Annotated in this window: 15 protein-coding genes and 1 tRNA gene; 8 read left to right on the forward strand and 8 right to left on the reverse strand. The window is 61.0% G+C overall.

Annotated elements, in window-relative coordinates; genetic code table 11:
• The first annotated feature begins 211 nt into the window (after nucleotides 1-211).
• The 3 genes from MOP44_RS06550 (at nucleotide 212) to MOP44_RS06560 (ending at nucleotide 5,811) form a co-directional block, all read left to right on the forward strand.
• A complete protein-coding gene (locus MOP44_RS06550; RefSeq protein ID WP_260795161.1) occupies nucleotides 212-3,367 on the forward strand; it encodes a VWA domain-containing protein in 3,156 nt (1,051 codons plus the stop codon).
• 159 nt (nucleotides 3,368-3,526) lie between these two features.
• A complete protein-coding gene (locus tag MOP44_RS06555; protein ID WP_260795163.1) occupies nucleotides 3,527-4,651 on the forward strand; it encodes a tetratricopeptide repeat protein in 1,125 nt (374 codons plus the stop codon).
• Nucleotides 4,651-5,811 (forward strand): tetratricopeptide repeat protein, encoded by a 1,161-nt coding sequence (locus MOP44_RS06560; protein WP_260795165.1) that lies wholly within the window; start codon nucleotides 4,651-4,653, stop codon nucleotides 5,809-5,811. Before MOP44_RS06555 ends, MOP44_RS06560 begins: the two co-directional genes overlap by 1 nt.
• A gap of 340 nt (nucleotides 5,812-6,151) precedes the next feature.
• Here MOP44_RS06560 and MOP44_RS06565 read toward each other — a convergent pair whose 3' ends face one another.
• From MOP44_RS06565 to MOP44_RS06575, 3 genes are all read right to left on the reverse strand, one after another.
• Nucleotides 6,152-9,931 carry a carboxypeptidase regulatory-like domain-containing protein gene (locus MOP44_RS06565; RefSeq protein WP_260795166.1) on the reverse strand — a complete coding sequence of 1,260 codons (3,780 nt, stop codon included), beginning with the start codon at nucleotides 9,929-9,931 and terminating at the stop codon, nucleotides 6,152-6,154.
• Between the two features lie 454 nt (nucleotides 9,932-10,385).
• Nucleotides 10,386-12,176 (reverse strand): CRTAC1 family protein, encoded by a 1,791-nt coding sequence (locus MOP44_RS06570; RefSeq protein WP_260795168.1) that lies wholly within the window; start codon nucleotides 12,174-12,176, stop codon nucleotides 10,386-10,388.
• 238 nt (nucleotides 12,177-12,414) lie between these two features.
• A complete protein-coding gene (locus tag MOP44_RS06575) occupies nucleotides 12,415-14,028 on the reverse strand; it encodes a tetratricopeptide repeat protein (protein ID WP_260795170.1) in 1,614 nt (537 codons plus the stop codon).
• Nucleotides 14,029-14,446: 418 nt separating this feature from the next.
• Between MOP44_RS06575 and MOP44_RS06580 the strand changes: the two genes are divergently transcribed.
• Both MOP44_RS06580 and MOP44_RS06585 read left to right on the forward strand, forming a co-directional pair.
• On the forward strand, nucleotides 14,447-16,579 hold the full coding sequence (locus tag MOP44_RS06580; protein WP_260795172.1) for a DUF3857 and transglutaminase domain-containing protein: 2,133 nt from the start codon (nucleotides 14,447-14,449) through the stop codon (nucleotides 16,577-16,579).
• A 404-nt stretch (nucleotides 16,580-16,983) separates the two neighbouring features.
• On the forward strand, nucleotides 16,984-17,640 hold the full coding sequence (locus MOP44_RS06585; protein WP_260795174.1) for a hypothetical protein: 657 nt from the start codon (nucleotides 16,984-16,986) through the stop codon (nucleotides 17,638-17,640).
• A 286-nt stretch (nucleotides 17,641-17,926) separates the two neighbouring features.
• On the opposite strand, the gene MOP44_RS06590 is transcribed toward MOP44_RS06585, so the two are convergent.
• The 3 genes from MOP44_RS06590 to MOP44_RS06600 form a co-directional block, all read right to left on the reverse strand.
• A complete protein-coding gene (locus tag MOP44_RS06590; RefSeq protein WP_260795175.1) occupies nucleotides 17,927-19,609 on the reverse strand; it encodes a CRTAC1 family protein in 1,683 nt (560 codons plus the stop codon).
• A gap of 155 nt (nucleotides 19,610-19,764) precedes the next feature.
• Nucleotides 19,765-20,577, reverse strand: a complete 813-nt coding sequence (locus MOP44_RS06595; protein ID WP_260795176.1) for an ankyrin repeat domain-containing protein — start codon at nucleotides 20,575-20,577, stop codon at nucleotides 19,765-19,767.
• Between the two features lie 61 nt (nucleotides 20,578-20,638).
• Nucleotides 20,639-22,174 carry a glucuronyl esterase domain-containing protein gene (locus MOP44_RS06600; protein ID WP_260795177.1) on the reverse strand — a complete coding sequence of 512 codons (1,536 nt, stop codon included), beginning with the start codon at nucleotides 22,172-22,174 and terminating at the stop codon, nucleotides 20,639-20,641.
• Nucleotides 22,175-22,251: 77 nt separating this feature from the next.
• On the opposite strand from MOP44_RS06600, the gene MOP44_RS06605 reads away from it, so the two are divergent.
• Both MOP44_RS06605 and MOP44_RS06610 read left to right on the forward strand, forming a co-directional pair.
• Entirely contained in the window at nucleotides 22,252-23,505 is a 1,254-nt protein-coding gene (locus MOP44_RS06605) for an SGNH/GDSL hydrolase family protein (protein ID WP_260795178.1), read from the forward strand.
• A 42-nt stretch (nucleotides 23,506-23,547) separates the two neighbouring features.
• The gene (locus MOP44_RS06610; RefSeq protein WP_260795179.1) at nucleotides 23,548-24,066 is read left to right on the forward strand and encodes a hypothetical protein; all 519 of its coding nucleotides are present in this window, start codon (nucleotides 23,548-23,550) and stop codon (nucleotides 24,064-24,066) included.
• Between the two features lie 77 nt (nucleotides 24,067-24,143).
• Here MOP44_RS06610 and MOP44_RS06615 read toward each other — a convergent pair.
• Nucleotides 24,144-24,230 (reverse strand) — tRNA-Leu (locus tag MOP44_RS06615).
• Nucleotides 24,231-24,419: 189 nt separating this feature from the next.
• A complete protein-coding gene (locus tag MOP44_RS06620) occupies nucleotides 24,420-24,851 on the reverse strand; it encodes an OsmC family protein (protein WP_260795180.1) in 432 nt (143 codons plus the stop codon).
• Between the two features lie 166 nt (nucleotides 24,852-25,017).
• Here MOP44_RS06620 and MOP44_RS06625 point away from each other — a divergent pair, with 166 nt between their 5' ends.
• Entirely contained in the window at nucleotides 25,018-25,218 is a 201-nt protein-coding gene (locus MOP44_RS06625; RefSeq protein WP_260795181.1) for a hypothetical protein, read from the forward strand.
• Nucleotides 25,219-25,220: the final 2 nt, after the last annotated feature.

The raw sequence follows: 25,220 nt of genomic DNA on the forward strand, positions 1-25,220 counted from the left end.
CAGGTTCGGGAAAGCGCCAGTCCGACGTAAGGGAAGTTAGTTCTGTTCTTAATCGTAGCATCGAATGATTTCGCTTTAATGCGCCACACACTTCCATTAGCGATAGAATTCCGGCGTGTGATAATCCGCTTGGAATTCGTGCTGTAATTCGCTTTATCTCTGCTTCTCTAAGCTGATATTGCAGATAACTAAGGAAATCAGGGCCTTAAGCATGTTCGGAAAGACGAGCACGATTCTGTGCCGCCTGCATTCTGCTGGCGTCAAATCCCTTGTTGCACTCCTGTTGTTGACCTTGGGTGTTCGTTCCGCCGCCTCCCAGGCGCCTCCCCAACCCGCCACCCAGCCAACTCCGGCGTCCACCCCCGCGCCGAAGACCGGCGAGCAAGTCCCCGCCCAGCAGGACCTCACGCTGCACACCAACGTCGACGAAGTCTCGCTCGATATGGTCGTGCACGACAAGGGCAAGAAGCTCATCCTCGACCTGAAGCCCGAAGAGCTCACCGTCACTGACAACGGCACTCCCGTGACCCTCACCGGCCTTCGCCTCGTCCGCGGAGACTCGGTCCGTCACCATCTGATTTCTTTCGTCTTCGATCCCTTCGTCGGGCCCACCGCAAAGAACGCCCGCAACGCTGCCGAAAAGATCCTGAAAGTTCTTCCCAGCAAGAACACCTCCATTGCCGTGCTCGACGTGCGCGGCCGCCTGCGTGCCATCCAGCCGTTTACTGAAAATCGTCAGGCCGTGAGCGAGGCGATCTCCCTGGCTACGGAAAGCAATGCCCAGCACCTGGAAACCACCGGCAACCACGACGTCAACGTAACCATCGACCACGCCGAAGAAGCCCGCAAGAAGCACATCATCGATGAGGAAAAGGAACTCATCGCCATGGCGCGCAATGGCGCCGATTCGACTGGAAAGCATCTCAGCGCATCCGAACGCCTGTATGCACACACCCTTTTCGCCGCATTGCAGGAATCCCAGAAGAGTCTCCAGGACAAGACTGGATATCTCAACCTTGATGCTCTGCTCGCGCTGGTCCACGCGCAGCAGAAGCTCGGCGAGCGCAAGGCCATCATCTACTTCACGCACAACGTCGTCATGGATTCAGCCGCCAAGCAGCGCCTCAAGACCATCACCGCGGATTCAACCCGCGCCGGCGTCACCATCTACACCGTCGATCTCGACGCACTCAATCAGGCCGGTCAGTATCAGCTCGCCAACGCAACGCTCAACGCCGGCCCTGCGTTCAATCCCGCCCCCCGCACCGTGGACCCGCATGGCACCCAGGCCGTCCCCATGCAGCAGGCCAGCGGCTTCGGAATTCAGGGAGATCCTGGGCCAAACGGCCCGGTGTGGGGCCCCAAGCAAGACATCCAGATGATGATTGACTTCCATCGTCAGGGCCCTGCCTTCTCGCCATTCGGAGACACCAGAAGCCCCATGGCCCAGCTCTCCACGGAAACAGGCGGCATCTACATCGACGCCTCCGGCAATCTGAAGAAAGCCCTCGCTCAGTTGGAGGAAGACCTCTCCACTTACTACGAAGCCACCTACATTCCGCCCATCAAGGAATACGACGGCAGCTTCCGCACTATCTCTGTGAAACCGCTGCGCACAGGACTGCGCGTACAGTCGAAGACCGGATACTTCGCGGTCGCGCCCGGGACGGACGAGGGCATCCGCCCCTTCGAAGTGCCTCTGATCAAGTCTCTCTCTGAAGCCACTCTGCCTTCCGACGTAGCCTTCCACACCACCGTGCTCCGTTTCGGCGAGATGCCCGACGGCAACACCAGCTCGCTTGTCGTCGAGGTCCCCTACTCCGCATTGCAGGTGAAAGAAGACGCGCACACAAACCTCTTCTCGGCCCAGGTAGCGCTCTTTGCCCAGATCAAGGACGAGGCCGGCACAGTCATCGATCACTTCGGCGACGACATCACCCGGCGCGGCGCACTTGAAACGCTCGATCGCAATCCCTCTTCCTCATTCTCTTTCGAGCGCCACTTCGTCGCGGCCCCCGGCAAGTACACGCTTGAAGTAGCCATAACCGACCGCCTCAGCGGCAAGACGGGCGCGAAGCGCTCCACATTCGAAATCGCTGACCAGAGCAAGTCCCTCGCCGTAAGCGACATGGTCCTGGTCCGAAAGCTTAACAACGTTCCCGATATCGAAGAGGACGCAATCAACCCACTGCGCTATGAGCACAGCATCGTCACGCCAAACGTCACGGGCGAACTTCCCGAGGGCGCCAAGGGCATCTCCATGTTCTTCATGGTTCACCCTGACCCGGCATCGAGCGAATCCGGCACGCTCGAGATGCAGGTCATCCACGATGGCCGCGCAGGCCGCCGCATTCCGTTGCCGCTCAATATGAATGCGGGACAAATCGCCGTACCGTACCTGGCCAGCTTCGGCTCGGGCGCAGTCGCTCCCGGCCATTACGAGGTAAGGGCCTACTTCTCGCAGTCAGGTAAAACCGCCGAGCAGACCCTCGCTTTCTCTGTAGCAGGCACGGACTCCCCCGTCGCCGCGAAATCTAGCGAGTCTGAAGTAACCGCGATCGCCGCTCCGCCCGAGGTCAACATCCCGGGTCAACTCACCATTACCGCCACTAAGAATCCCGTCACGCCGCTCTCTCCGCATGATTCCGCGCTTCTCATTGAGGACGCTCGCGAGCGCGCTCTCAGCTACAACGAGTCGCTGCCCAACTTCATGTGTATCGAAGTCACCAACCGCTCGGTCGATGCAAGTGGCGTGGGCAACTGGAAATTAAAAGACTCCATCGTTGAGCTTCTGCGTTACCGCGACAAGCAGGAGTCCCGCACCACCATCGAAGTCAACGGCGAGACCAGCAACGTCAGCCACAACGCCATGAAGGGCTCGCTCTCCTCCGGTGAGTTCGGAGGCGTGCTCAAATCCGTATTCGCGCCCACCTCGAAGACCCGCTTCGAGTGGAAGGAGACCGACGAGTTGAAGGGCGCACCCGTACAGGTCTTCAACTACACCGTCGATCGCTCCAACTCAAAGTTCGGCGTAGTCGGCACCAACGGCCTCGAAGTCATCGCGGGTTTCCACGGCCAGGTGTTCATCGACAGTGCTACGCGCAGTGTCCGCCGCATCACCCTCATCGCCGACCTGCCGAAGGAACTGCCCAAAGGCTTCTACACCAGCGCCTCCAGCCTGCGTGTGGACTACGATTACGCCGTCATCAATGAGCACGATTACCTGCTGCCCGTCACCGCCGAAATGCGCATCACCAAGGGCAAGCACTCCATGGCCCTGAATACAATCGAGTTCCGCGACTACAAACGCTTCGGCTCCAACATGCGGATGGTCGACTTCAAGGAAATCGAACCCCAGAAGAACTAGCCTCGGGTGCCCCGTCCTAGCTTGCTAGGGCGGGGAGAATGCCTCGATCGCCAATAAAAGCTCCGTGCCCCATCCTTGCGGCGTCTTTCTGCCGCAAGGGTAGGAAAGCACAAACCCAACCCAGCCCGCCTTTGTCTCTTTTGCTTTAATCTGGAGTAAATGCTTTCCAGGTCTTCGCTGTCGTTGTCGCTGTGCCTTGTGGCCGCCGCCGGGGCTCCCCTGGCTCCATGTCAGGCCGCTGCAACTGCCGATGACCTCCTCCGCAAAGCGATCGCCGAGCAGCAGCGCGGCGACCTCAAATCCGCCATCGAAGACTATCGCAAAGCCCTCGCCATCAAGCCCGACATGGGCGAGGCCCGCGCTAACCTCGGCGCTGCCCTTTCTGCCGCAGGCGACCTTGACGGAGCCATCCGCGAAGACTCCCGCGCCCTCGAGAACGCGCCCGACAAAACCGGCGTGCGCATGAACCTTGGCCTCGCCTATTACAAAAAGGGCGACTGGCAGCACGCACAGCAGGAGTTCGCCAAGGTCGTCGCAGCACGCCCCAGCGACGTTAACGCCGCCATGCTGCTCGGCTACTCCAACGTCAAGCTTGGCCGCGCCGCCGAGGCCGTCGCCCTCCTGCTTCCTCTTGAGCCCGGGCAGGAAAGCAACATGGATTTCGAGTATGTCCTCGGCTACGCCCTCGTCGAAGCAGGGAAACCCGAAGGGCTCCCCCGCCTCGAGAAATCCGCTGCCGCAACCCACTCAGTCGATGCCTACGTAATCGCCGGCGCGGCCCGCTTGCATCGCCGCGAGTTTAAAGAAGCGCGCGCCGATCTGGACGAAGCCCTCAACATCGATCCCAACTTCCCCGGTGCCCAAACCCTCGCCGGACAAGCCCGCGATGCCCTGGGCGATACCGCCGCGGCCCTGCCCGCCTTCGAAGCCGCTCTGCGCCAGGATCCGCGCGATCTGATGGCCAACCTCTACCTCGGCACTATGCGCCTCAAGGATCGCGATCTCGACGGCGCGCGCCCGCTCCTTCAAACAGCGTATGAGCTCGCTCCGCAGTTGCCCCAGGCCCGCCTCCAGTGGGCCAAGCTCAACAGCATGACCGGCAAGTACGCCGAGGCTGCCGCCATGCTCGAGGAACTTGAGAAGGCCGACCCCAACTGGATCGACCCCCACATCGAGCTTGCCGCCCTCTACTACAAGCTCCACCGCCCCGACGACGGCAAGCGCGAGCGCGACATCGTGCAGCAGCTCGAAGCCAAGGAACAGAACCAGGGGCCGTCGCGCTGATGAAGCCCTCCGCCCTCCTCTGGGTCCTCACCCCCGTGTTCTGCGCCACCGCCGCCCAGAACGGCTCAGCACAGAACGCCTCCGCGCAAGCTTCACCGTCCCCAAAGGATTTGTTGCAGGCCGCAACCGCAGCCCAGCAGAAGGGCGACCTGAAGATCGCCATTCAGGATTTCCGTAGAGCTCTCGCCCTTCAGCCCGACCTCGTCGAAGCGCAGATCGGGCTAGGAACCGCGCTCACCGCCGCTGGCGATTTCGACGGCGCGATCGATGTCGATCGGCACGCCCTGCAATCGGCACCCAACAATCCCGAACTACGCACCGGCCTCGGCGTTGCCTATTACCGCAAGGGCGACCTCCCGCAGGCCCGGCGGGAGTTCGAAGCCGTTCACGCAGCACATCCAGACGACGTGAATGCCGCCGTCTTGCTCGCCTTCACCTTCAACAAACTCCACCGTGAAACTGACACTGTTGCGCTTCTCACTCCTCTGGAGAAGGGCCATGAAAGCAACCTCGACATTCAATACGCCCTCGGATACGCACTCATGATGTCTGGTCGCCCCGCCGATGGGCTGGCCCGCGTCGAGAAGGTTGCAGCCGCTCGCCACGCCGCCGACGTGTGGATGCTGGCCGCCTCCGCGCGCTTCGAACTAAAACAATTCAAGGAATCCCTTACCGATGCCCGTCACGCACTGGAGGCCAATCCGTCCTTTCCGGGTGTCCATACCCTGGTCGGACAGTCGTTCTATGCCAACGGCAATATCGAGGAGGCGGTCCGCGAATTCCAGGTAGCCCTGCGTCAGGACCCCTCCGACTTCACCGCTAACTTATATCTCGGCATCATTCGCTTCGACGATCACGACCTCGACAGCGCCCGTCCCTTGCTTGAACTCGCCCTCAGCATTCAGCCGCAGCACCCCCTCGCCCGCCTCGAAGTCGCGCGCCTTCGCAACATGCAGGGCGACACGACCCAGGCACTCTCCATCCTTGAGGACCTTGTAAAATCCGATCCCGATTGGCTTGACCCCCACGTCGATCTCGCGGCCCTGTACTACAAACTCCATCGCCCCGACGACGGTCAGCGCGAGCGCGACGTGGTTAAAAGGCTGCAGCAGGTCCAGCAGAGCCACGGCCCCCGCACCGCTCAGCCCCCTTCGCAATAGCTCAAGCACCGCGCTCCATCACCGCGCCAACATTAGATGAACGCAGCTCTCGCACCTCCTCATCCTGACCGCCTGAACTCACTCGCGATCAACAGACACCGTGGATCAATGACCCTGCGTGGGCCTCTGCTAGCGAAGTTCGGGAGCGTTAGAGTGTGATCCGCGCGACTCAGTGTAGACGCGTTCATGAAGAGAATCGGCCACGAAGACACCATTCGTCCCGTGAACCGGTCAACTCGCAGCGGCCCGCAATCGCGAATCATGCTCCGGCCCATGCCCCCGCACAAAGAAAAAGGGGATGGCCGAAGCCATCCCCTCGAAACGTACTTCTTCTCGTTGATTAGAAGTAGTACTTGGCTGCGAACTGCATCCAGCGGTAGCCCTGCTTGGCAGACGGGATACCAGTAGTGTCAGTGTTGTGGTTGTGTACCAGGCCGGACCCGCTGCTGACGCCCGTGAACTGGAGCTGGTTGTCAGCGCTTCCGTTGATACCGAAGGCCGCGTTCGGGTGGTTAAGCCAGTTGGTCGCCGAAATGCGGATTTCGATTCGCTGGGTGTCCGTCATGCGGAAAGCCTTGAACACAGCCAGGTCGCTGTTGAAGTAGTGCGGCGTCCGGATGTAAGGCCAGATAATCTGACCCATCTGTCCGGTTGTGTCTGCCGTCGGAGGCAGAGGCGCCACAAAGCAGTTCGGGTTGAAGTACTGGCCACTCTTGAGACCCTTGCGGGGGTCGCAAACCAGGACCGGCTGAACGCCCTGGACAGTCTGGTCAGTACCGAACCAGGTAGCCCAGCTCACGCTCTGCGTGGTGGCCGGGGCCGGGACCGGGTTATTGTTCGAGTCCTTACCCATGATCTTCGCGCCGGCCGGGAAGGGCAGCGTGTAATACTCGCCGGCCTTGGGCTGGTACTGAACGTTCATGTTCTGATTGGTCGCCTGGTAGGGCGAGCCATCCTGGTAAGAGGTGTAGGTGGTCAGCTGCCAACCGTTCACAACCATGCCGAGAAGCGCGTTATTGTGGACCGGCTTCGGCAGCTTGTAGCTGGCAGAGAAGTTGAAGATCTTCGTGTGGTCGTACTGCAGCGGGCCGTAGTTGCTGTCAATGTCGAATGGATTGACCACCGGTCCGTTGCCGTTTCCGTTGCTGGTGGAGCCGTCGCGGGTACCCAGCACCTTACCGAACGTGAAGTTCGTGAAGAGGTACAGGTTGCCCGACTGCTTCTGGGCCGAAACTTGCAGCGAGTTGTAGTTCGCATACCCGCCGTGAGTCTGGATCCAGATGTGGCCGTAGTTTGCCAGAGGCTGGTAATGCCGCGCATGCAGGTCGCCGCTGACGCCGGTCACGCCGGGAGCCGCGGGGCTCGGATTGTAGTAGAGGCCGTTGGTTGGATCCGGCCCGTAGTAGGAACCAAGGGCGATGGGGTTGGCATCAGAGATGTGTCCGTTGCCGCCGTTGAGAAGCTGATTACGGCTGGCGCTGCCAACGTACGAAACTTCCATCACCGTGTGCGAAGGCAGGGCCTGCGCGACACCGAAGCTATAGGTGTTCGCGAAGGGTTCCTTGTCGTCGCCCATCTTGAAGGCGCTGAGGCCGTCCACGCCGACCTGGTTCAGGCCCTGCGGAATGGTCAGCTGTTTCGTGGTCGCCGCAGATCCATGAGCCCAGCTATGCGGATCCTGCGTGTACACAAGACCACCCTGGATGTCATAGCTGTAAAGGCCGCCCACACCTGTGCTGCCGGTGGAGAAGCCGAACGAACCCATGGGTCCATTCATCGGGCCCGTGGCATCGTTGCTGGATACCTGGTAACGGTAGGTGCCGAAGCCGCCGCGGATAACCGTCTTGCCGGTTCCGAAGAAGTCATAGGCAAAGCCGAGACGCGGGTTGTAGAAGAACAACGGGCTCTTCCAGCCGGAACTCGGAATGCTGGAGAGGTTGGCGTGCCACGAGAGGCCGGTGTTCGGAGCCGGATTCGCGCCGTTATCATACGTGGCCGGATTCCAGACCTGAGCATCACCCAGCGTGTTGTACCACTGACCCATGTGATCGGCACGAAGTCCCAGGTTCAGCGTCAGCTTGCTGTTGAGCTTCCAGGAATCCTGTCCCCAAATTGACCACTGGTGGAACTTGAAGTCAGGAATCTTGTCGTTGTTCTGTTCGGTGTAGTCGCTGATGCGGCCCAGCAGGCGGTCCATCGTCTCGTTGCTCGTGGAGCTTCCGCCCCAGCGATCGACCGAGAATGTGCCCTGCGTGGGCGAGCCGTTTGCCTGAAGGTTCTCTTCCGTATCCCAGTAGAAGCCGGCCTTCAGCGAGTGGGTCTTCACGATCTTGGTGAAGGTGTCCGAGATAGCAGGAGCCTTCGCAGTCTTTCCGAACGTGCCCTTGCCATAGATGCCGCTGTTAAAGTCCTGCAGGTCGATCCACGGCGTACCTACATCCCAGCCGCCATGGAAGTTCGGTAGCTGATCGTTCTTCGGATCGCCGAACACGCTCTGCAGGGGGAATCCAGCGGTCGTACGGCTGGCGCCCTTCGGATTCTTGAAGGAGTTGTTGTTCACGAACTTCGAGTACGAGAAGACAACTTCGTTCGTGGTGGTCGGGCTGAACACGTGCGTGTAGTTGACCAGGTAGACGTCCGCCGTTTCCTTACCCGTCGGCTGGCCGGGGTACGGAACTGTCCAGGTGGGTGCCCACCAGATCGACAGCGGGTGATCGTCAGTTTCCTTCTGCAGAGCGTAGGAGCCCCACAGCTTGTTGTTGTCGTTGAACGCGTAGGTCACCTTGCCCGTCACTTCCCAGCGATTCTGAGGAGTGGCCGGAGAGAAGGCGTAGTTGTTCCAGCCGTTAGCCGAGTTCGGCGTCTGGTTCGCATGCGGAAGCAGATTCGTGATCGACGCGCCGCGCGGATCGAAGTACTTGTCGAGGTGCTGGAACGTCGCGGTGTCGCCGCCGACCCAGGGCGAGTTGCTCTTGTTGCAGCCTTGCCAGCCGTTGTCTGAGCCGCAGGGCAGCTCGTATTGGAACGGATAGCGGCCCGAACCGTCAGCCGCGTTGTACACGCCGGCCGGAATGCCCGGGTTGGTGAAGTCGCCAGCGCGCTGAGCATCCGTGGGCACGTTCATCTGTACCGCGTTGCTCCAGGGGTGCTGGATCATGTACTCGTAGCCGGCCCAGAAGAACAGCTTGTCCTTGTTCTTGTTGAAACCCAGGAACGAGATCGGACCACCGACGTTGCCGCCGATGTAGTAGAAGTCCTGCGGGTTGAGCTTGGGCTTGTTGCCGCCAGAGATGGCCTGGAACTTTGCGTTCCAGTCATTGGCATATCCGGCAGAGGTGTTGCGGGCATACAGATAGGCTTCGCCGTGATACTTCTGGCCGCCACTCTTCGAGAAGGCCTGCAGAACTGCAGGACCCTTCGCGTATTCCGCGCCATAGGAGGCCGACAGATACTTTACGCTGTCGGTCATGTCCTGGTTGATGTTCGCGATCTGCGTGCCGGCATTACCCGGATCGATCAGGTTCGCGCCGTCCAGAATCACAGCCGTCGAGCCATAAGGCTGCGTGCCGTTAGCGGAGAAGCTTCCCGCCGGTCCGTTGTTCGTGCCCGTGACCTGGGCGTTGTAACCGCCGACGCCGCCGCCGTTGCTGAATGCCACGCCGGGCATCATCTTGATCAGCTCGGCTGCATTGCGGCCCGTCAGGACGGCGGAATCCACCAGCTCGTTATTCAGAGTGGCGCTGACTTCCGCGGTATCTACCGGAACTTCCGCATCGGATCCGGAGATGACCGTCACTTCCGCGGTCTCCGAACCCACCTTCATGTGGATTTGAGGAACCGTACGGCTATCGCCCTGGTTCAGCGTGATCCCGTTCATCTCCCAGGAAGTGAATCCCTTGGCAGAGACCGTAACGGTGTAGGTGCCAGGAATCAGAGCCGTGACAGACCAGAATCCTGAGCTGTCTGCTTTCGTGGTACGAGTGTCGCCGGTGGCATCGTTCTTCACCACAACGGTTGCGCCCGGAACACGGGCATCCGTCTGATCGGCTGCGATACCGGTTAACGTACCGGTGAGTTGTTGCGCGTTAAGCAAGGTAAACGACGAAAGAACAACTGCCATAAGCAGCCATACGCTTCGCCGCAACCAGTTGGACATCGTGGATCTTGGTGATCCAACTGTGTCGGTTTGGTACATCTGGTAAGCCTCCTGAATGTCTCCGGTTACTGTGACAGGTCCTGCTAGCGGCAAACACAATCGTTCCGGGATTTTTGTTTTCACTACACCCGGAAGCCTTATTTTTGATCTCCGGTACCGATATCACGTTCCATACATCACCGGCAAGTTGTTTTTTCGCATTTCACCGTAACTAAAACGGTTTCGTGGCATTTCGGCACACGTCAGGAACCGACTCTGGTTACCTGTCAGCCAAACACTCCTGTAAGTTGCTGAAAAGGCAACGCAATTTTAGTTACCTTTATTTAGGACTAAACTGGTCTAATATGCACAAAAGAAAACGTTTGCGGGCACTCTCCGCAGCGTTTTTCAGCAATCACAAATCGATCTTTTGTGCAAGTTACGAAACGGTGAATGCCCGCCCCGGCACTATACCCTTCCCCTCGACGATCGTCACCAGCCGGTTTGCCCCCTGTTTCGGGTACTTCTCCACCGCCCCTGAAGGCCATTGAATCTCTATATCCGCCGCGGTTTCCGGTCCCAGTCCGAAATGCAACCGCGGGTCGTTGCTCGATGCGTAACTCGCCTGGCTCAGCACAGCCTGCGCCTGTACCTTGTTCCCATACCGCACCAGCACCCGCGCGCCAATCGCGCTCCGATTACTCTTTGTGCCTTCCAGCCGCACCTTGATCCAGTGATTCTCCTTGGGGCAGTCGTTGCGCAGCAGCGTCGGAGCCTCGTGCTGGTTCATGATCACCATGTCGACATCGCCATCGTTGTCGAAATCCCCGAACGCGCACCCGCGGCTTACATGCCGCGCGTTCACATCCTCCCCCGCTCCACTCGTGATCTGCTCGAACGTACCGTCGCCCCGGTTGCGGAATAGTATCCGTGGCCCGGCGTAGGCGAACTTCGGATTCATCCTCTCCACCTCTGCATACACGTTGCCCGTCACCCAGAACAGGTCCGGATATCCGTCATTGTCCAGGTCCTGCATCGCCACGCCCCAGCTCACATAACGGCGTTCGCCCGCGATCCCCGCCTCGTTGGCGGTCTCCTCCCATTCGCCCTTGCCAATATTGTGATAAAGCCCCGTCGCCTGCAGTTGGAAATGCGTCTTCACAATGTCGAGCCGGCCGTCCAAGTCGTAATCGCCGAGCGCGATGCCCATCCCCGCCTGCGCCGTCCCCTGCGGACTCACCGCAACCCCACGCAGCAAGCCATCCTCGCGGAATGTGCCATCGTGATTGTTCAGCAGCAGCAGGCTCGGCGTCGTGTCGCACGCTACGAAGATGTCCGGCCAACCATCGTCGTCCGCGTCGAACGTCACCGCCGTCAGACCGTACGAGCCGCGCAGCGACGCAATCCCCGACTCCTTCGACACATCCGTAAACGTCCCGTCCCCATTGTTCCTATACAACGCATGCAGCGGCGGCTTCAGCCCCTTCGGCCCGCACGCCACCGGAACCCCCTCGTAGTTGCAGTTGGGAACCTCGAGCGACGGCTTCGCCAGGTGCGCCAGATCCACATCAACGTAGTTCGAGACGAACAGGTCCAGCAGCCCGTCCTTGTTGTAATCCAGCCACGTGCAGCCGGTCCCGAAGCGCACTCCCTCGTGCTTCAGCCCCGCCTTCTCCGTGATGTCGGTGAACGTCCCGTTGCCGTTGTTCTTATACAGCTTGTTCTGCCCGTAATACGTGATGAACAGGTCTTCGTAGCCGTCGTTGTTGAAGTCGCCCACGCATACGCCCACGCCCCAGCCCGCGTCCCACAATCCCGCTTCCTTCGTAACGTCCTTAAACGTGCCGTCCCGATTGTTCTTCCAGAGCCGGTTCGATGCGCCCTCGGGAATCCCATCCAGCGTCCTCCCGCCCACCATGAAGATGTCCATCCACCCATCGTTGTCGTAGTCGAAGAACGCGCACCCGCCGCCCATCTCCTCCACGATGTAGGTCACGGCCTCGGGCACGCCGTAGTACATCGTGGCCGTCAGCCCCGCCTGCTTCGCAACATCGGTGAACGTGGAAAACGGCTTCGCCTTTGCCTTTGCCTCAGCGGCCGCTGCCGCAGGATGCTCCGGCGGCTTCGCTTGCTCCGCCAGCACCCGCCCAAAAGCCGCCGACCCGCACAATGCGGGTATGCTGCGGAGCACCTTACGACGAGACCAGGGAAGAACGGACGACTTCATCATGACGGCTTGGAATTGCGTTCAATTCTCCCATCCAAAACACAAAACCCGCAATCAAGCACGAAAATGGTGCCCCAGGTCCCCGCTGTTGGGACCTGGGAGACCACGAACCCAACCAGCAGCACGATTGGCAATCTTCCTCGGCACCTACCCTTCGCGACTTTTCCTGTCGTGAAGTAAAGCCCAAGCGCCAACCCGGCCGAGAATGGCGGCGAAGCCGCAGTGGCCCCACCGCAGGCGGCTACTGCGCCGCCGGATCCCGCGCCAGCTGGTCGCTCAGTTCCCGCGCCTGCTGGTTCTTCGGATCCAGTTCCAGAGCCTTAGCCACCGCCTGCTTCGCCTCGCGGAAACGCCGCGTTACCGCCAGCTCCGCCGCCAGGTTGATCCACGCCTCCGGCCAACCCGGAGCCCCCTGCACGGCCTGCTGGAAATGCTTCACAGCCTCGTCCGCATCCCCGGTCTGGCTCAATAGAACTCCTAGCGCATTCTGTGCCCCCGGCAGCCTCGCATCCAGAGCAATCGCCTTCTCCAGCTCCTGCCTCTCCCCGGCACCCTCTCCCGACTGGCTCAGCGCGATCGCCAGCTTGTAGTGGTAATTGGCATTGTCGGGCTGCTGCTCCAGCGCCTCTTTGTAGTGCGCAACGGCCTCGCTGGCCTTGCCGGCATCGAGCGCCGTATCTCCCTGCGCAACCGATTCCGCCGCCTCCAGCTGCGTCTCCTGGTCCTTCTTGATCTGCTGGAACTTCTTCGTCTCCTCCGTCGCGCGGTCCGTCTCCCCGACCCCGCGCAGCGCCTTCGCCAATGCGAAATGCACCTCCGGGTCCGACGCGCCCATCGCAATCGCCTTCTCCAGCTCCGTCTTGGCCTCCGCCCACTCCCTCAGAAGCACCAGCGTGTTTCCCAGCTCATAATGCGATTTCATCGAGTCCGGCTGCAGCGCCACCGCCTGCTCCAGATACGTCTTCGACTGCGCGTTGTCACCCGCGGCCCGACGCGCCAGCCCGTTCAGGAACAGCACCTCCGGGTCCTTCGGCCGCGCTGCCAACAGCTTCGGACCCAGCGCAACCGCCTCGTCCACGTGGTTCTGCAACACCAGCAACCGGAAGTATTCCAGCTCCGCGTCCACATCTTCCGGATGGCTGTCGCTCATTTGCTTCGCCAGCCGAATCGCTCCCTCATAGTTCCGCTGTCTCACCAGCACCACCAGCATTGCCTTCTGCAACGACAGCGACCCCGGATGCTCCTTCAGTGCCTCGTTCAGCACCTTCTCCGCCTGATCTGGATAGTTCAGCAGCCCAAACGCCCGCGCCAATGCAATCGACAGGTTCTCCGTCCGCGGCGCGCCCTGCAGCACCTGGATCACGCCCGCATAATCCTGCCGCTGCATCAGGATCCCCGTGATCCCCTCCAGCGCTTCCTCCGACTTCGGATCGATCGCAATGGCCTTCCGCCACTCACGCTCTGCATCTTCCGGCTTGCCAGCATCCTCATACAGCGACGCAAGCAGCAGATGCGGCTTCAACTGAGCCGGCGCAAGCTCCGCCGACTTCTCGAGCTCCGGCAGCGCCTGCCCCGGCTGCTTCGACGCCACCAGCGCGAGCCCCAGCAGATAATGCAACTGCCCAGAGCCCGCATCCGTCTTCAGGCCCGCTCGAAAGGTCTCGATTGCACAGGGAAACTGCTCATGGCTGGCATACCAGTTGCCCAGCGCGGCGGCGTTTGCAACATTCGGCTGCGCCCGCATCTTCGCCACCATCGCCTGGGGACCGTTACACACCGCGTGCGCCGTTCCCGCGAATCCCAGGCAGGCAGCCAATAGCAGGCATTTCATGCCGGGACTACACAGGCTACTCATGTACTTGAATCTCCGCCTGAAGAATACACGACCCCAACATCACTTTCTTTAGCCCAGCCGAGATGCCGGGTGCCCCATCCATGCGACGTCTTTGTTTTTGTCGCATGGGTGGGAGACCACACTCCTCACCCAGCCGGCCGCACGTTCCAGCACACCTCCCTCGCGACTTCTTTCTGTCGCGAGGCCCCATCCGCAGCCCCACCCCAGCGGAGACTGGCGCCGAAGGCGCAGTTGGCCCCACCGCCGAAGGCGCAGTTGGCCCCACCGCAGGTGGCGCAGTTGGCCCCACCGCAGGTGCCCGCAGGTGGCCGCACCGCAGGTGCCCGCAGGTGGAGGTAAAATTGCGTGAAACTCCTCCAGGCTGTTCCTACGTACCTATAACTAGAGCCTGCTCAGGATTACCTCGGGAGACTGCCTTATGCGCTTTCATCCAGCCGCATGTTTTTCGCTCGCCTTGTTGGGAACTTCGCTTACAGTTGCCGCCCACGCCCAGTTCGCGCCCCCCACCCCGGAAGAGCTGAAGATGACCTCCGATCCCAAAGCTCCCGGAGCCGACGCCGTCTACCTCGACCGCGTCGAAGTCACCGACGACCCGCACCACTTCTCTACCGTCTATGCCCGCATCAAGGTCCTCACGGAAAAAGGCACGGAAGCGGCCACCGTCCACATCCCCTATCTCAAGAACTTCGTCTTCCACGCATCTGGCGATAACTCCAGCCGCATGGGTTCCGGCACCGCCAATCACTGGGACGCCCCCAACGTGAACCACTCCGGCGAAGACCGCCCCAATGACATCGACTCCTTTGATGTCAAAACCGACATCGCCGCCATCGAAGGCCGCACCATCCACCCCGACGGCACCATCGTCCCCCTCACCGGAACCCCCTCCGACCTGCTCAAAATCAAGCGCGGCAAAAACCAGGTCAACGAAGTCACCTTCACCCTCCCCTCCGTCGAAGTCGGCAGCATCATCGAGTACCGCTACCAGGTCCGCTACGACCGCTTCGAAGGCGCCGTTGACTGGCAGATCCAGAAGCCCTTCTTCACCCATCACGCGCGCTTCACCTTCACCCCCGACGAGCAGTTCTCGCCCTTCCGCAACAAGCTCGGCGCCGCCGGCGTCCAGAACAGCAGCCTCCTCGACTACCACAGCGAGATCATGACCGATCTCGAAAACGCTGCCATTCTCCCCGCTCACGCTACCGTCAAATCCGAGGCTTCCGGCCTCTACTCGCTCGACCTCACTGACATCCCCGCCGCGCCCCTCGAGCCCTTTAGCCCTCCGCTTGAAGGACGCGCCTACCGCGTCGCCTTCTACTACGTCGCCACACCCGACGAGAAGGAGTTCTGGCGCAAAGACATGAGCTACTGGAACAAGAAGCTCAACCAGTACATCGAGCCCACCAACCTCCTCAAAAGCACCGTCAAAGAAGCCGTAACCGGCGTTGACAATGACCTCGACAAGGCCAAAAAGCTCTACGACATCACCGCCAAAATCGAAAACACAGACTTCAGCACCACCGGAGAGCCAGGCCTCGGCAGCGGCTGGATCCCCGCCGGCAGTGTCGAACGGGTCCTCATCGACAAGAAGGGCGCCAGCAACCAGATCGCCTACCTTTACCTCGCCCTCGCCCGCATCGCCGGCCTGAACCCCCGTCCCGAGCGCATCGCCAGCCGCAGCCAGCGCATCTTCTCGCCGCAGTTCCGCGATCCCAGCCAGCTCGACTCCGTCGTGATCACCATGAACCTGGGCGACAAAGAGGTCACCGTCGACCCCGGCGCCAAAATGGCCCCCTTCGCCACCCTCCACTGGGCCCACTCGGCCGCCGGTGGACTGGTCATGAACGGTTCCAAGATCGAAACCGTCATCACCCCCGAGCAGAGCATCACTGAAAACGCCGTGATCCACATCGGAAATCTCGCCGTTACCGCGCAGGGCTCCGTCTCCGGCTCGCTCAAGACCGCTTACATCGGCCAGCAGGCCCTCTACCTCCGCCAGATCGCTGTCAGCAACGGCCCTGATGCCGCCCGCGACGAAATCAACCGCCGCCTCGCCACCCAGGTCCCCGAGGGCGTTCAGGCCAAAGTCGACCACCTCGTCAACGTCGACGACCCCAACAAGCAGCTTCTCGCCATTGTCTCCGTCTCGGGCAAACCTGCCTCCCAGGCCGGCAGCCGCCTCGTCCTGCCGCGCAACTTCTTCCGTGCCCGCGAAGCCAACCCCTACCCCGCTGACGACTCCCGCATCAGCCCCGTCGACGTCCACTACCCCGAGCAGGAGCAGGACCAGATCACCTACGTCCTTCCCGCCGGATTCAGCCTTGAAGGCAAGCCCGAGGACGCCTCCGCCAAGCTCGAGCAGGACGCCGCCTATCAGTCCAAGGCCAAAATCGAAGGAAACTCCGTCACCAGCACCCGCGTCCTCGCCCGCGGCTTCACCTGGCTCGCCCCCGTTCAGTACACCCCCCTCCGCGACTTCTATCAGAAGGTAGTCACCGCCGACCGCCAGGACCTAGTCCTGGCCCCAGGCACCCAGGCCACCAACCAGTAACGCGCCACCCGCGCATTCCCGCTCGGAAATGGGTGCCCCATCCTAGCTCTGCTAGGGTGGGAGACCACCCAACCCTACCGAGCCCTGGCCTTTGCACTAGCCTTTCTTTCTGTCATTCCCGGAGGGAATCTGCTGTTGAGAGGTTCTTTGTCATTCTGAATGGGTTGAAGAAGCCGCTTTTGCTCCCCGGCAGAACCCGTCCCGAAATCGTTGTCAAGCCCCGCGCATGTGGAAAACATACCTAACCCCATGAATCCACTCACTCCAAAATGTGGAAAACTAATTGCCGATTACTCTTCCAATTTGCTAGCCTATTAATAGGAGCAAAAACAGTGCCCGCCGGACACCAATCCGGCGGGCATTTTATTTTGCCCAAAAAATTGTCATCTTAAAGGAATACTCCTGTGCCTCAGCCTGACGAAATTACCATCAATTCCGCCGTTCAACGCTGCGTCAATGCCTGGCGCGAAGCCCTCGCCCGCAAAAACTGCAAGGATCCCATCGATCCCGGCGTCTGGGAGCGCGACTACGCCGGAAAAGCCTACCGCAAGGCCCTCCCCTGGCTCTCCACCCCTGACAACGTCGACGCCTTCATCGCCTGTGTCGCCCAGGGACTCGCCATCGGCGCCATCGATCCCTCTCACGCCACCAAACTGCTGTATGCCGCCCAGATCGCCATCACCTCCCGCCGCGCCCGCCTCCACGCCGAAAAAGAAGCCCGCACTCAAAAACAGGACCGCGCGAAGAAGGAGGAAAGCACCCCCACCCCCTCCCCCCTGACCACGAATGGCGTCCTAGGCACGAAGGGCGGCGAAGCCGCAGTGGCCGCACCGCAGGTGCCCGCGCCGCAGGCACCCCCCTCCCCTGCGCCCTCTAGCGCACTCAACAACTTACAACCGCAAAAACCCAAACCAGCACCGAAGGCGCCCTCCCCAAAGGATGATTTGACGGAACACGTCCAGGTCATGCTCGAACGGATCCTCGCCGGCAAACCCATCGACCAGGTGCCCCTGACTCCCTGGAAGAAGACACCCCCTCCCCCCCAGGCACACACCCGCTGACTCGCTCGCGCGCAGCGCGCTGACTTGCTGCTTTTGTGAGAAAAGGTAGTACCCCACCCCTGGCAACGATGGCGCAAAGGCGCAGTGGCCGCACCGCAGGTGCCGGCAACTCGCGAAATGAGGACCACAACCAAGCAGATCGATCGCCGCTTCACCCCACGCCCAAACGCCACACAGGATATCCCTGCCCAAAACGCCCTTAGTCATATCTACATCTATTTACTAAGTAGTAAATAAAAGGGGCACACCTTCAGTCCCTCTGCCACTTTGCAACTATGCCACTCTGTCACTTCGTAGCCGGAACCGCCTCAACCACCTTCAGCGTCTGATCCGCCGGCACATTCTCCAGCTTCTGCGTGATCCCGCTCGGCCACGTGATCTCCACTGACGTCGCCTTCGCATCCGACCCCAGCCCGAAGTGCACCGGCCCCAGGCTCGACGACGCGTAGCACACGCTCGACGTCTGGTGGTTGTACTGCGTCACGCTTGGCGACACCACCTTGATCCGCGCCCCGATCCCATCGCGATTGCTCTTCACGCCTTGCAGAGCGATATCAAGCCAGTGCCCCGCGTTCGCGCTTCGGTTCATCCACAGCTCCGCCGGCAGATCCATCGAGGTCGCCACAAAGTCCATCTTCCCGTCGCCGTCGAAATCCCCCATCCCGCACCCGCGATGCCGCGACGCCGTCGCCTCCGTGAAACCCGCCTCTTCCGTCAGCGGCACCCACGTATTGCCCTTCACGTTGCGGAACACCGTATTTGGCTGCTTCACCTGCGCCCCCGGCGGCCGCGTCGCCGACACGTGCCCGCGAGTCACCAGCAAATCCTTCCAGCCGTCGTTGTCGAAGTCATACAGCGCCGGCCCAAAGCCCGCCATGCCCATGCTGATCTTGCCCATCCCGCTCGGCGACGTCACTTCCCTGAACTCACCCTTGCCCGTGTTCTGCAAGATCGGAAATGTCTGCCGGTTCAGCGCCACGTAAACAATGTCGGGATACTCATCGTTGTTGAAGTCGCGGAAATCCAGGCCCATCCCCGAAATGAACGCGCCCTCTTCCGGCAGCGCCGTATTGGTCTGGAACGAAACCTCGTCGAACTTGTTCCCCAGGTTGTGGAACAGGAAGTCGTACTCGCCGTCATTGGTCACGAACACGTCCGGCTTGCCGTCCAGGTCATAATCGGCAATGCCCACGCCCATGCCCTTGCCCACGTGCTCCCGCAGGCCCCACTCCTTCGACACATCCTTGAACGTGCCGTTCCCCTGGTTCAGGAAAAGCTGATCCGGCAAGCCCTTATAAAAGCGCGGATGGCAATACTCCGGCCCGCTGTCCACCACGCACAGCGGTTTCTTGTCGAACTTCCATTGCAGGTAGTTGGCGACGAACAAGTCCAGCTTGCCGTCGTTATTCATGTCCACCCACGCCGCGGCCACGGCCCACAGCGGCCCAAACTCCGGATCGTTGAACTGATCGAGCCCCGCTTGCTTCGTCACGTCCGAAAACGTTCCATTGCCGTTGTTGTGATACAGATGACTGCCGCGCACGCCCGTCACAAACAGGTCAGGATGCCCATCGTTGTCGTAGTCGCCCACCGCCGCGCCCACGTCGAACCCTGTTCCCGCCAGCCCCGCCTGCTCCGTCACATCGGTGAACGTCCCGTCGCCGTTGTTCCGGAACAGCCGGTCGGAATACTTCGCCGACGTCTTCTTCATCGTCTCCAGATCGGCGCCATTGGCGAAGAAAATGTCCGGCTTGCCATCGCCGTTATAGTCGAAAACCGCAACACCGCCGCCCATCGTCTCCGGCGCATTGCGTGATTGGCTCTCGTCCGTCTCCAGCTTGAACGGCAGCGGCTTCAACTCAAACTTGATAGGAGACGCGGTCTGCTTCTGCCCGCAAACGAGCGGCGCGAAGCTTGTAAGGATAACGAAGGCCAGGGCGATTGGATATTGACGGGTTCTACTCTGCATGGCACCACAGGTGGGAATGTCTCAATTGTACGGGCCGGGACGCGAACCAAGATAGCCCGGCGGCCCTCCCAGGAGTACTCAGTCCTAGAGACCCCGGCCAAAAGCAAAAGGCGAGCACCGCGGCTCGCCCTTCACTTTGACTCTGTTCGGCAACCTTACTGGTGCGCCCCGTGCTTCTTCAGATAATCCACGATCGAATCATCCTCCGGCTTTGACATGGCGTAACCCAGCGCACGCATCTGGCTCTGGTTCTGCGCATTCACATCGGCGCCCTTGTCCACCAGCGACGGCACCAGGCTCAGGTAGCCCAGTTGGATAGCGCAGATCAACGGCGTGTCCCCAAAGGCGTTGGGAATGTTCGGATCCGCACCGTGGTCCAGAAGCGTCTTCATGTCGTCCTTCTGGCCACGCATCACGGCCCAGAACAACGGCGTGGTCCCAGTGATGCCGCGCATGTTCACGTCGCCCCCGTGCGCGATCAGCAGTTGAATGATCTTGTTGTGATCTCTGCCGAACACGGCCAGCGCCATCGGCGTGTAGCCGTTATTCGCAAGGTCCTGCGACGAGACCTGGTGCGTGTTCACTGCGTCGGACCGCGACGGCTGCGTGTGCAGCAGTCTCACTGGATCCTGATGGTTGCTGCTCGAGAAGAACTGCCCCAGGTCTTCCGGCGTGATGTTGGGATAGCTGTTCTTCACATTCACTTCGGCCCCGGCGGCAATCAGCGCTTCGGCCACCTTGAGTTCCCCGTGAAGGGCGGCAACGTGAAGCGGCGTGTCGCCGTTACTGTCTTTCGCCTTCACCGCATTGGGATCGGAAGCCAGGATCGCCTGGACCTTCTTCAGGTCTCCCTTGCGGGCTGCATCGTGAATCGGATCGGCAAACGCCGAACCGGTAAAGGAAACAACGAGGGCCGCAACAAACAGGGCCCGATGAAAACGTCCACCTTCAAGCATGAAATTCATCATCTTCTCCGCGTGTCAGACAGTTTAATCCATCACTGGCCGGCCATCCGCCGACCGGCGTCACTCATTGTGGCGGTGCGTGTCCAATGAACTTATCTGCCCACTGGAGGAACCATTTCATGTTCGGCGCGTCCGTGTGCCCGCCATCATGCTGCCGCCAGGCAAGCTGCCCGTCCAGCAGCCCCTGATTCATCGGCGGCATCGGCGTCGTATGCGGATCGCCTTCAATCCCCGCCGCCGGCTTCGCGCCCAGCAGCGTCCATACCCGGCTCGCATCCACGGTGGCCATCCAGCTACCCTGGTGGTCGAGCCACTTCGCATCGCCCTTCGCTGGAATCCCGTAGCTGATGAACGTCAGCCGCGGCGCGCACAGCGCAATCAATTCATTCGAATCCACCGGCAGCTCTCCCGGCGTATGCGGTCCCGTTGTCGACTCAGACGCGCCGTACTTGATGAAGTTTCCGGCCATCCAGTAGTACTCGCCGCCCGTCAGGCTCTCCACCGCCTCGCCAAAATTCCGCCGCAGCAGCGTCGCTCCGCCCTTGCCCGACGAGCCAACCAGCACCATCGCAAACCGCTGATCGAACGCCATCGTTACCAGCGCCGCTTTGCCGTAGCGCGACACACCTTCAATCGCAACATGCTTGGCATCCACGCCCGGCTCTGTCTCGAGATAGTCGAGCCCGCGTCCAGCGCCCCATGCCCACGCCCGCAACGCACCCCAGTCCTCCGGCTTGCGCGGCTGCCCCTTGTTCACCAACCCGATGATTCCGCGCGTGATCCCCGCGCCATCGTCAGCCTGCACGCTTGCGGGATCGAACCGCACGAAGCCCCAACCCGCAGCAATGAGCTGCCACTCATTCGGCGGATCGCCGTCCTCGTTCATCTGCGGAAAAGCAAACGGCGTTGCCTTGATCGGCTGCCACGCCGGATACTTCGCAAACACATCCTTCAGCGATGGATCCTGCTGCGTCAGCATCGCCTTATACGCAGCATTGATCCGTTCGAACTCATCCGGCGAAGGTTCATGCGGATTCGGAAACCCCGCACGCGTGAACTCCATCATCACCGGCACCGGCCCCTTCGCCATCGCCGGTGTCACCAGCGTCATGTGGATCTTCACTGTGATCGACGGGCAATCCGCGTTGTCCACCTCGCCGATAAGATCTTTCGCCACAACCGGCGTAAACCCGATGAATTCGTGATCGACGGCGTTCACCTTCCACGTCACCTTCGGCGTGTGTTCCGGCACGCGCCCATAGACGTACTTTGACAGCATCTCCACCAGCTCAGGCCGGCGCTTGTTCCACCACTGATCAGCGGTTGTCACCTTCTGCCCGTCATTCATCGTCAACGGGTCTGGAATCTCCGGATACGGATTCGCCTTCGACTCGTCGTAGTTGGCATGATTCGGCGCTTTCTCATTGCCGCTCGGCCCCGGACGCAGCGCCTTCACCCCGAGCTGGTCCATCATGTTCTGATGATCCTGCTCTGCCGTGAAAGTGACAGGAGCAGGCGCAGTCTGCGCAAGGAGCGCCACCGGCGCCGCAGCCAACCCAACACACATCGCAAAGGCAAACCGCATCATGCAACCAGCCACGCGCTCGCTCCAGAATGATATGCTTGCATCGCTTTTGAAAACCGATTTACTTCGGTCCCCATGCTAAACCGTCCCCTATGACACAGCCAGCAAAAATCTTTGCCATTGCCGCTCTTGTACTTACAAGCGGATGGGTGTTTGCGCAAGCTCCAAAGAGCGCGCCAACACCGGAGAACTGGGTCGTAAGCTGGGGCGCCTCGCAGCAGATACCAGAGCCAAACAACGCGCTGCCCTCCGAAGACCTGCACGACGCCACGGTCCGCCAGATCTTCCACCTCTCCATTGGCGGCCCCGCAATCCGTGTCCATGTCTCCAACGCGTTCGGCACCGAGGCACTTCACTTAACGGCGGTTCACATCGCGCGGCCAGTGTCGACCTCCTCGCCTGCCATCGATCCAGCGACCGACAAGACCCTCACCTTCGCCGGGAAGACCGATGTATTGGTTCCTCCCGGCGCGGAGTTCCTCTCCGATCCGATCGACTTCGCAGTTGCGCCCTTATCCGACCTCGCGGTGACGTTCCACCTCGACGCTCCACCGTCCCGCGAAACAGGCCATCCTGGCTCGCGCGCCACGTCGTACTACGTCCACGGCGACTTCACCGGAGCCGCCAATCTCACCGAGCCCAAACACGTCGACCACTGGTACCAGGTCTCCGAAATTGACGTGCAGTCACCCCCCGGAGCAGCCGCCGTAGTTGCCTTCGGCGACTCCATCACGGACGGCCATGGCGCAACCACAAATGGCAACGACCGCTGGACCGACGTTCTCGCCGCGCGTCTCCAGGCCTCGCTGGCAACGCGCAACATCGGCGTCTCCAATCAGGGCATCGGCGGCAATCATCTTCTCACCGACGGCCTGGGCCCCAACGCGCTCTCGCGATTCGACCACGACGTGCTCGCACCCACCGGCGTGCGCTGGGTCATCATCTTTGAGGGGGTGAACGACCTCGGCGCTCTCGCGCGCGAACACGAAGTCTCACCCGCCGATCACGCCGCTCTCGTCGAACGCGTCATCGCCGCCTATCAGCAGATCATCGCCCGAGCTCACGCCCACGGACTCCGCGTTTACGGGGCCACCATCACTCCGTACGTTGGCTCCGGCTATTACCATCCCGGCCCGCTCAGCGGAGCCGACCGTCAGGCAGTGAACGCGTGGATTCGCGCCGCCGGCCACTTCGACGCCGTCATCGATTTCGACGCGATTGTGCGTGACCCGCAGCATCCTGAGCAACTCTCGCCCGCCTACGACTGCGGCGATCACTTGCATCCATCCCCGGCTGGCTACAAAGCCATGGGAGAAGCCATCCCAACCAGCCTTTTCGTTCCCTAGTTGAGAACCGCTTGCGCGGTGGGCTATGCTTGGCTTTCCCTTATGGCCCACGGATTCGATGACTACCGCATCTTCATCTCAGCTCCCGGCGATCTGGACCCGGATCGCCAGTCGTGCTACGACGCCATCTCCGCAGTCAATGAAAACTGCTCCATGCCGGCCAAGGTTCTGCTGGTTTCAGTAGGCCTGCGCGAGAACGTTCAGATCGAAGCCAACCGCAGCATCGTCTCCGACAACGTGCGCTGGAGCAGCTATTTCATCCAGCTCTTCCAGGACGACTGGGGTCCGCGCGATCTCTTCCGCAAGCTGCTCTTTGTTGCCCTCGAATGCAAAGACGATCCGGCCATGCCGATGCGTGATGTCCTGATCTGCCTGAAAGACGCGCCGCACGAAACCAACCCGCAGATCCTCGCATTTCGCGCCGAATTGGAAGCCCTCGAGAATGTGCGCCTGATTCGCTACAGCCGGCCGGAAGAGGCCAGGCAACAAATCGCAGAGGTATGCACCGCCTGGGCCGAATCCATCATCGCAGCGAAGGCCGCAATAAGCCCTCAAGCCTGACTCAGGCCAGCCTGTCTCTTACGCTCTTATTGGAAAAGGAAACGCGAACGGCAACGTTCGCTCTGACTATCTGATCTTGGTGCCGAAGAAGGGACTCGAACCCCCACACCCTTGCGAGTACATGGACCTGAACCATGCGCGTCTGCCAATTCCGCCACTTCGGCACGGGTAATCCAAGACAAGAATTGTCTGGACTGACAGTAACTTCAATGTTCGCAGATGCCGCGGAACGTGTCAAACCAGAGACGGCCCTGCAGGCACCGGGCCACAAGTGAACTCTTTAGCCAATACCGCAAAAATCAAAGGGCCGATCCGCATGAGCGAACCGGCCCCGTTTTTACGCAGGGAGGAAACTACACCAGCTTCGCGTCCAGCTCAATCTGCGTGTTGTTGGCGAACAGCTTCGAGATCGGGCAGCCTGTCTTGGCGTCCGCCGCGGCCTTGTCGAACTGCTCCTGGGTTGCGCCAGGAACGCTCGCCGTCGTGGTCAGCGCGATCTTCGTCACCGCAAATCCGCCGTCCGTCTTGGCCAGGGTCACTGCCGCCTGCGTCTCGATCTTCTCCGGCGTCAGGCCTGCTCCGCCCAGCTGCGCGCCAAGCGCCATCGAGAAGCAGCTTGCATGCGCCGCCGCAATCAGTTCTTCCGGAGTGGTGCCGGAAGCCGCGCCCTCAAAACGAGTCGCGAACGAGTAGTTGGCGTTCGAAAGCACGCCCGTTGCCGTCGAAATCGTTCCCTTGCCTTCCTTCAGTGACCCGGTCCAGACCGCACTTGCCTTGCTTGCCATTCCAATCCTCCTTGGTGGGGGTTTCGTTTCGTGGTTGCTGCCGGGTGAAGCGCGCCCTGCGGGGAAGCGGTGGACGGCGCCGGGATCAGCCCGGAGTTGATTTCTGGGGCACCTGCCGCATTGTTCGGCGCAGTCAGAGCCCTCTCCTCCATGCTAACCTCTCAAAATGCTCCCGCAGCGCCCCGCCGCTCTCGATCCCGACTTTGCCGCTGATTTTTCACAGAATGCGGCCGCGTGCGCCCTCGACGAGCCCATCGATCATCATTGCCAGATCTGCCCCACCTGCAGCGCCCGGCTCACCGGACATCGCTGCAAGCTGGTCTGCACCCAGTGCGGCTATTACCTGAGCTGCGCGGATTACTACTGAAG

It is taken from the genome of Occallatibacter riparius, assembly GCF_025264625.1.
Lineage (GTDB): Bacteria > Acidobacteriota > Terriglobia > Terriglobales > Acidobacteriaceae > Telmatobacter > Telmatobacter riparius.

Bases quoted from the DNA above. Each gene is read 5' to 3' on its own strand.
- MOP44_RS06565 (WP_260795166.1), bottom strand. From the start codon at position 9,931: ATGGCAGTTGTTCTTTCGTCGTTTACCTTGCTTAACGCGCAACAACTC.
- MOP44_RS06560 (WP_260795165.1), top strand. From the start codon at position 4,651: ATGAAGCCCTCCGCCCTCCTCTGGGTCCTCACCCCCGTGTTCTGCGCC.
- MOP44_RS06590 (WP_260795175.1), bottom strand. From the start codon at position 19,609: ATGCAGAGTAGAACCCGTCAATATCCAATCGCCCTGGCCTTCGTTATC.
- MOP44_RS06575 (WP_260795170.1), bottom strand. From the start codon at position 14,028: ATGAGTAGCCTGTGTAGTCCCGGCATGAAATGCCTGCTATTGGCTGCC.
- MOP44_RS06570 (WP_260795168.1), bottom strand. From the start codon at position 12,176: ATGATGAAGTCGTCCGTTCTTCCCTGGTCTCGTCGTAAGGTGCTCCGC.
- MOP44_RS06550 (WP_260795161.1), top strand. From the start codon at position 212: ATGTTCGGAAAGACGAGCACGATTCTGTGCCGCCTGCATTCTGCTGGC.
- MOP44_RS06580 (WP_260795172.1), top strand. From the start codon at position 14,447: ATGCGCTTTCATCCAGCCGCATGTTTTTCGCTCGCCTTGTTGGGAACT.
- MOP44_RS06620 (WP_260795180.1), bottom strand. From the start codon at position 24,851: ATGGCAAGCAAGGCAAGTGCGGTCTGGACCGGGTCACTGAAGGAAGGC.
- MOP44_RS06595 (WP_260795176.1), bottom strand. From the start codon at position 20,577: ATGATGAATTTCATGCTTGAAGGTGGACGTTTTCATCGGGCCCTGTTT.
- MOP44_RS06555 (WP_260795163.1), top strand. From the start codon at position 3,527: ATGCTTTCCAGGTCTTCGCTGTCGTTGTCGCTGTGCCTTGTGGCCGCC.
- MOP44_RS06605 (WP_260795178.1), top strand. From the start codon at position 22,252: ATGACACAGCCAGCAAAAATCTTTGCCATTGCCGCTCTTGTACTTACA.
- MOP44_RS06625 (WP_260795181.1), top strand. From the start codon at position 25,018: ATGCTCCCGCAGCGCCCCGCCGCTCTCGATCCCGACTTTGCCGCTGAT.
- MOP44_RS06610 (WP_260795179.1), top strand. From the start codon at position 23,548: ATGGCCCACGGATTCGATGACTACCGCATCTTCATCTCAGCTCCCGGC.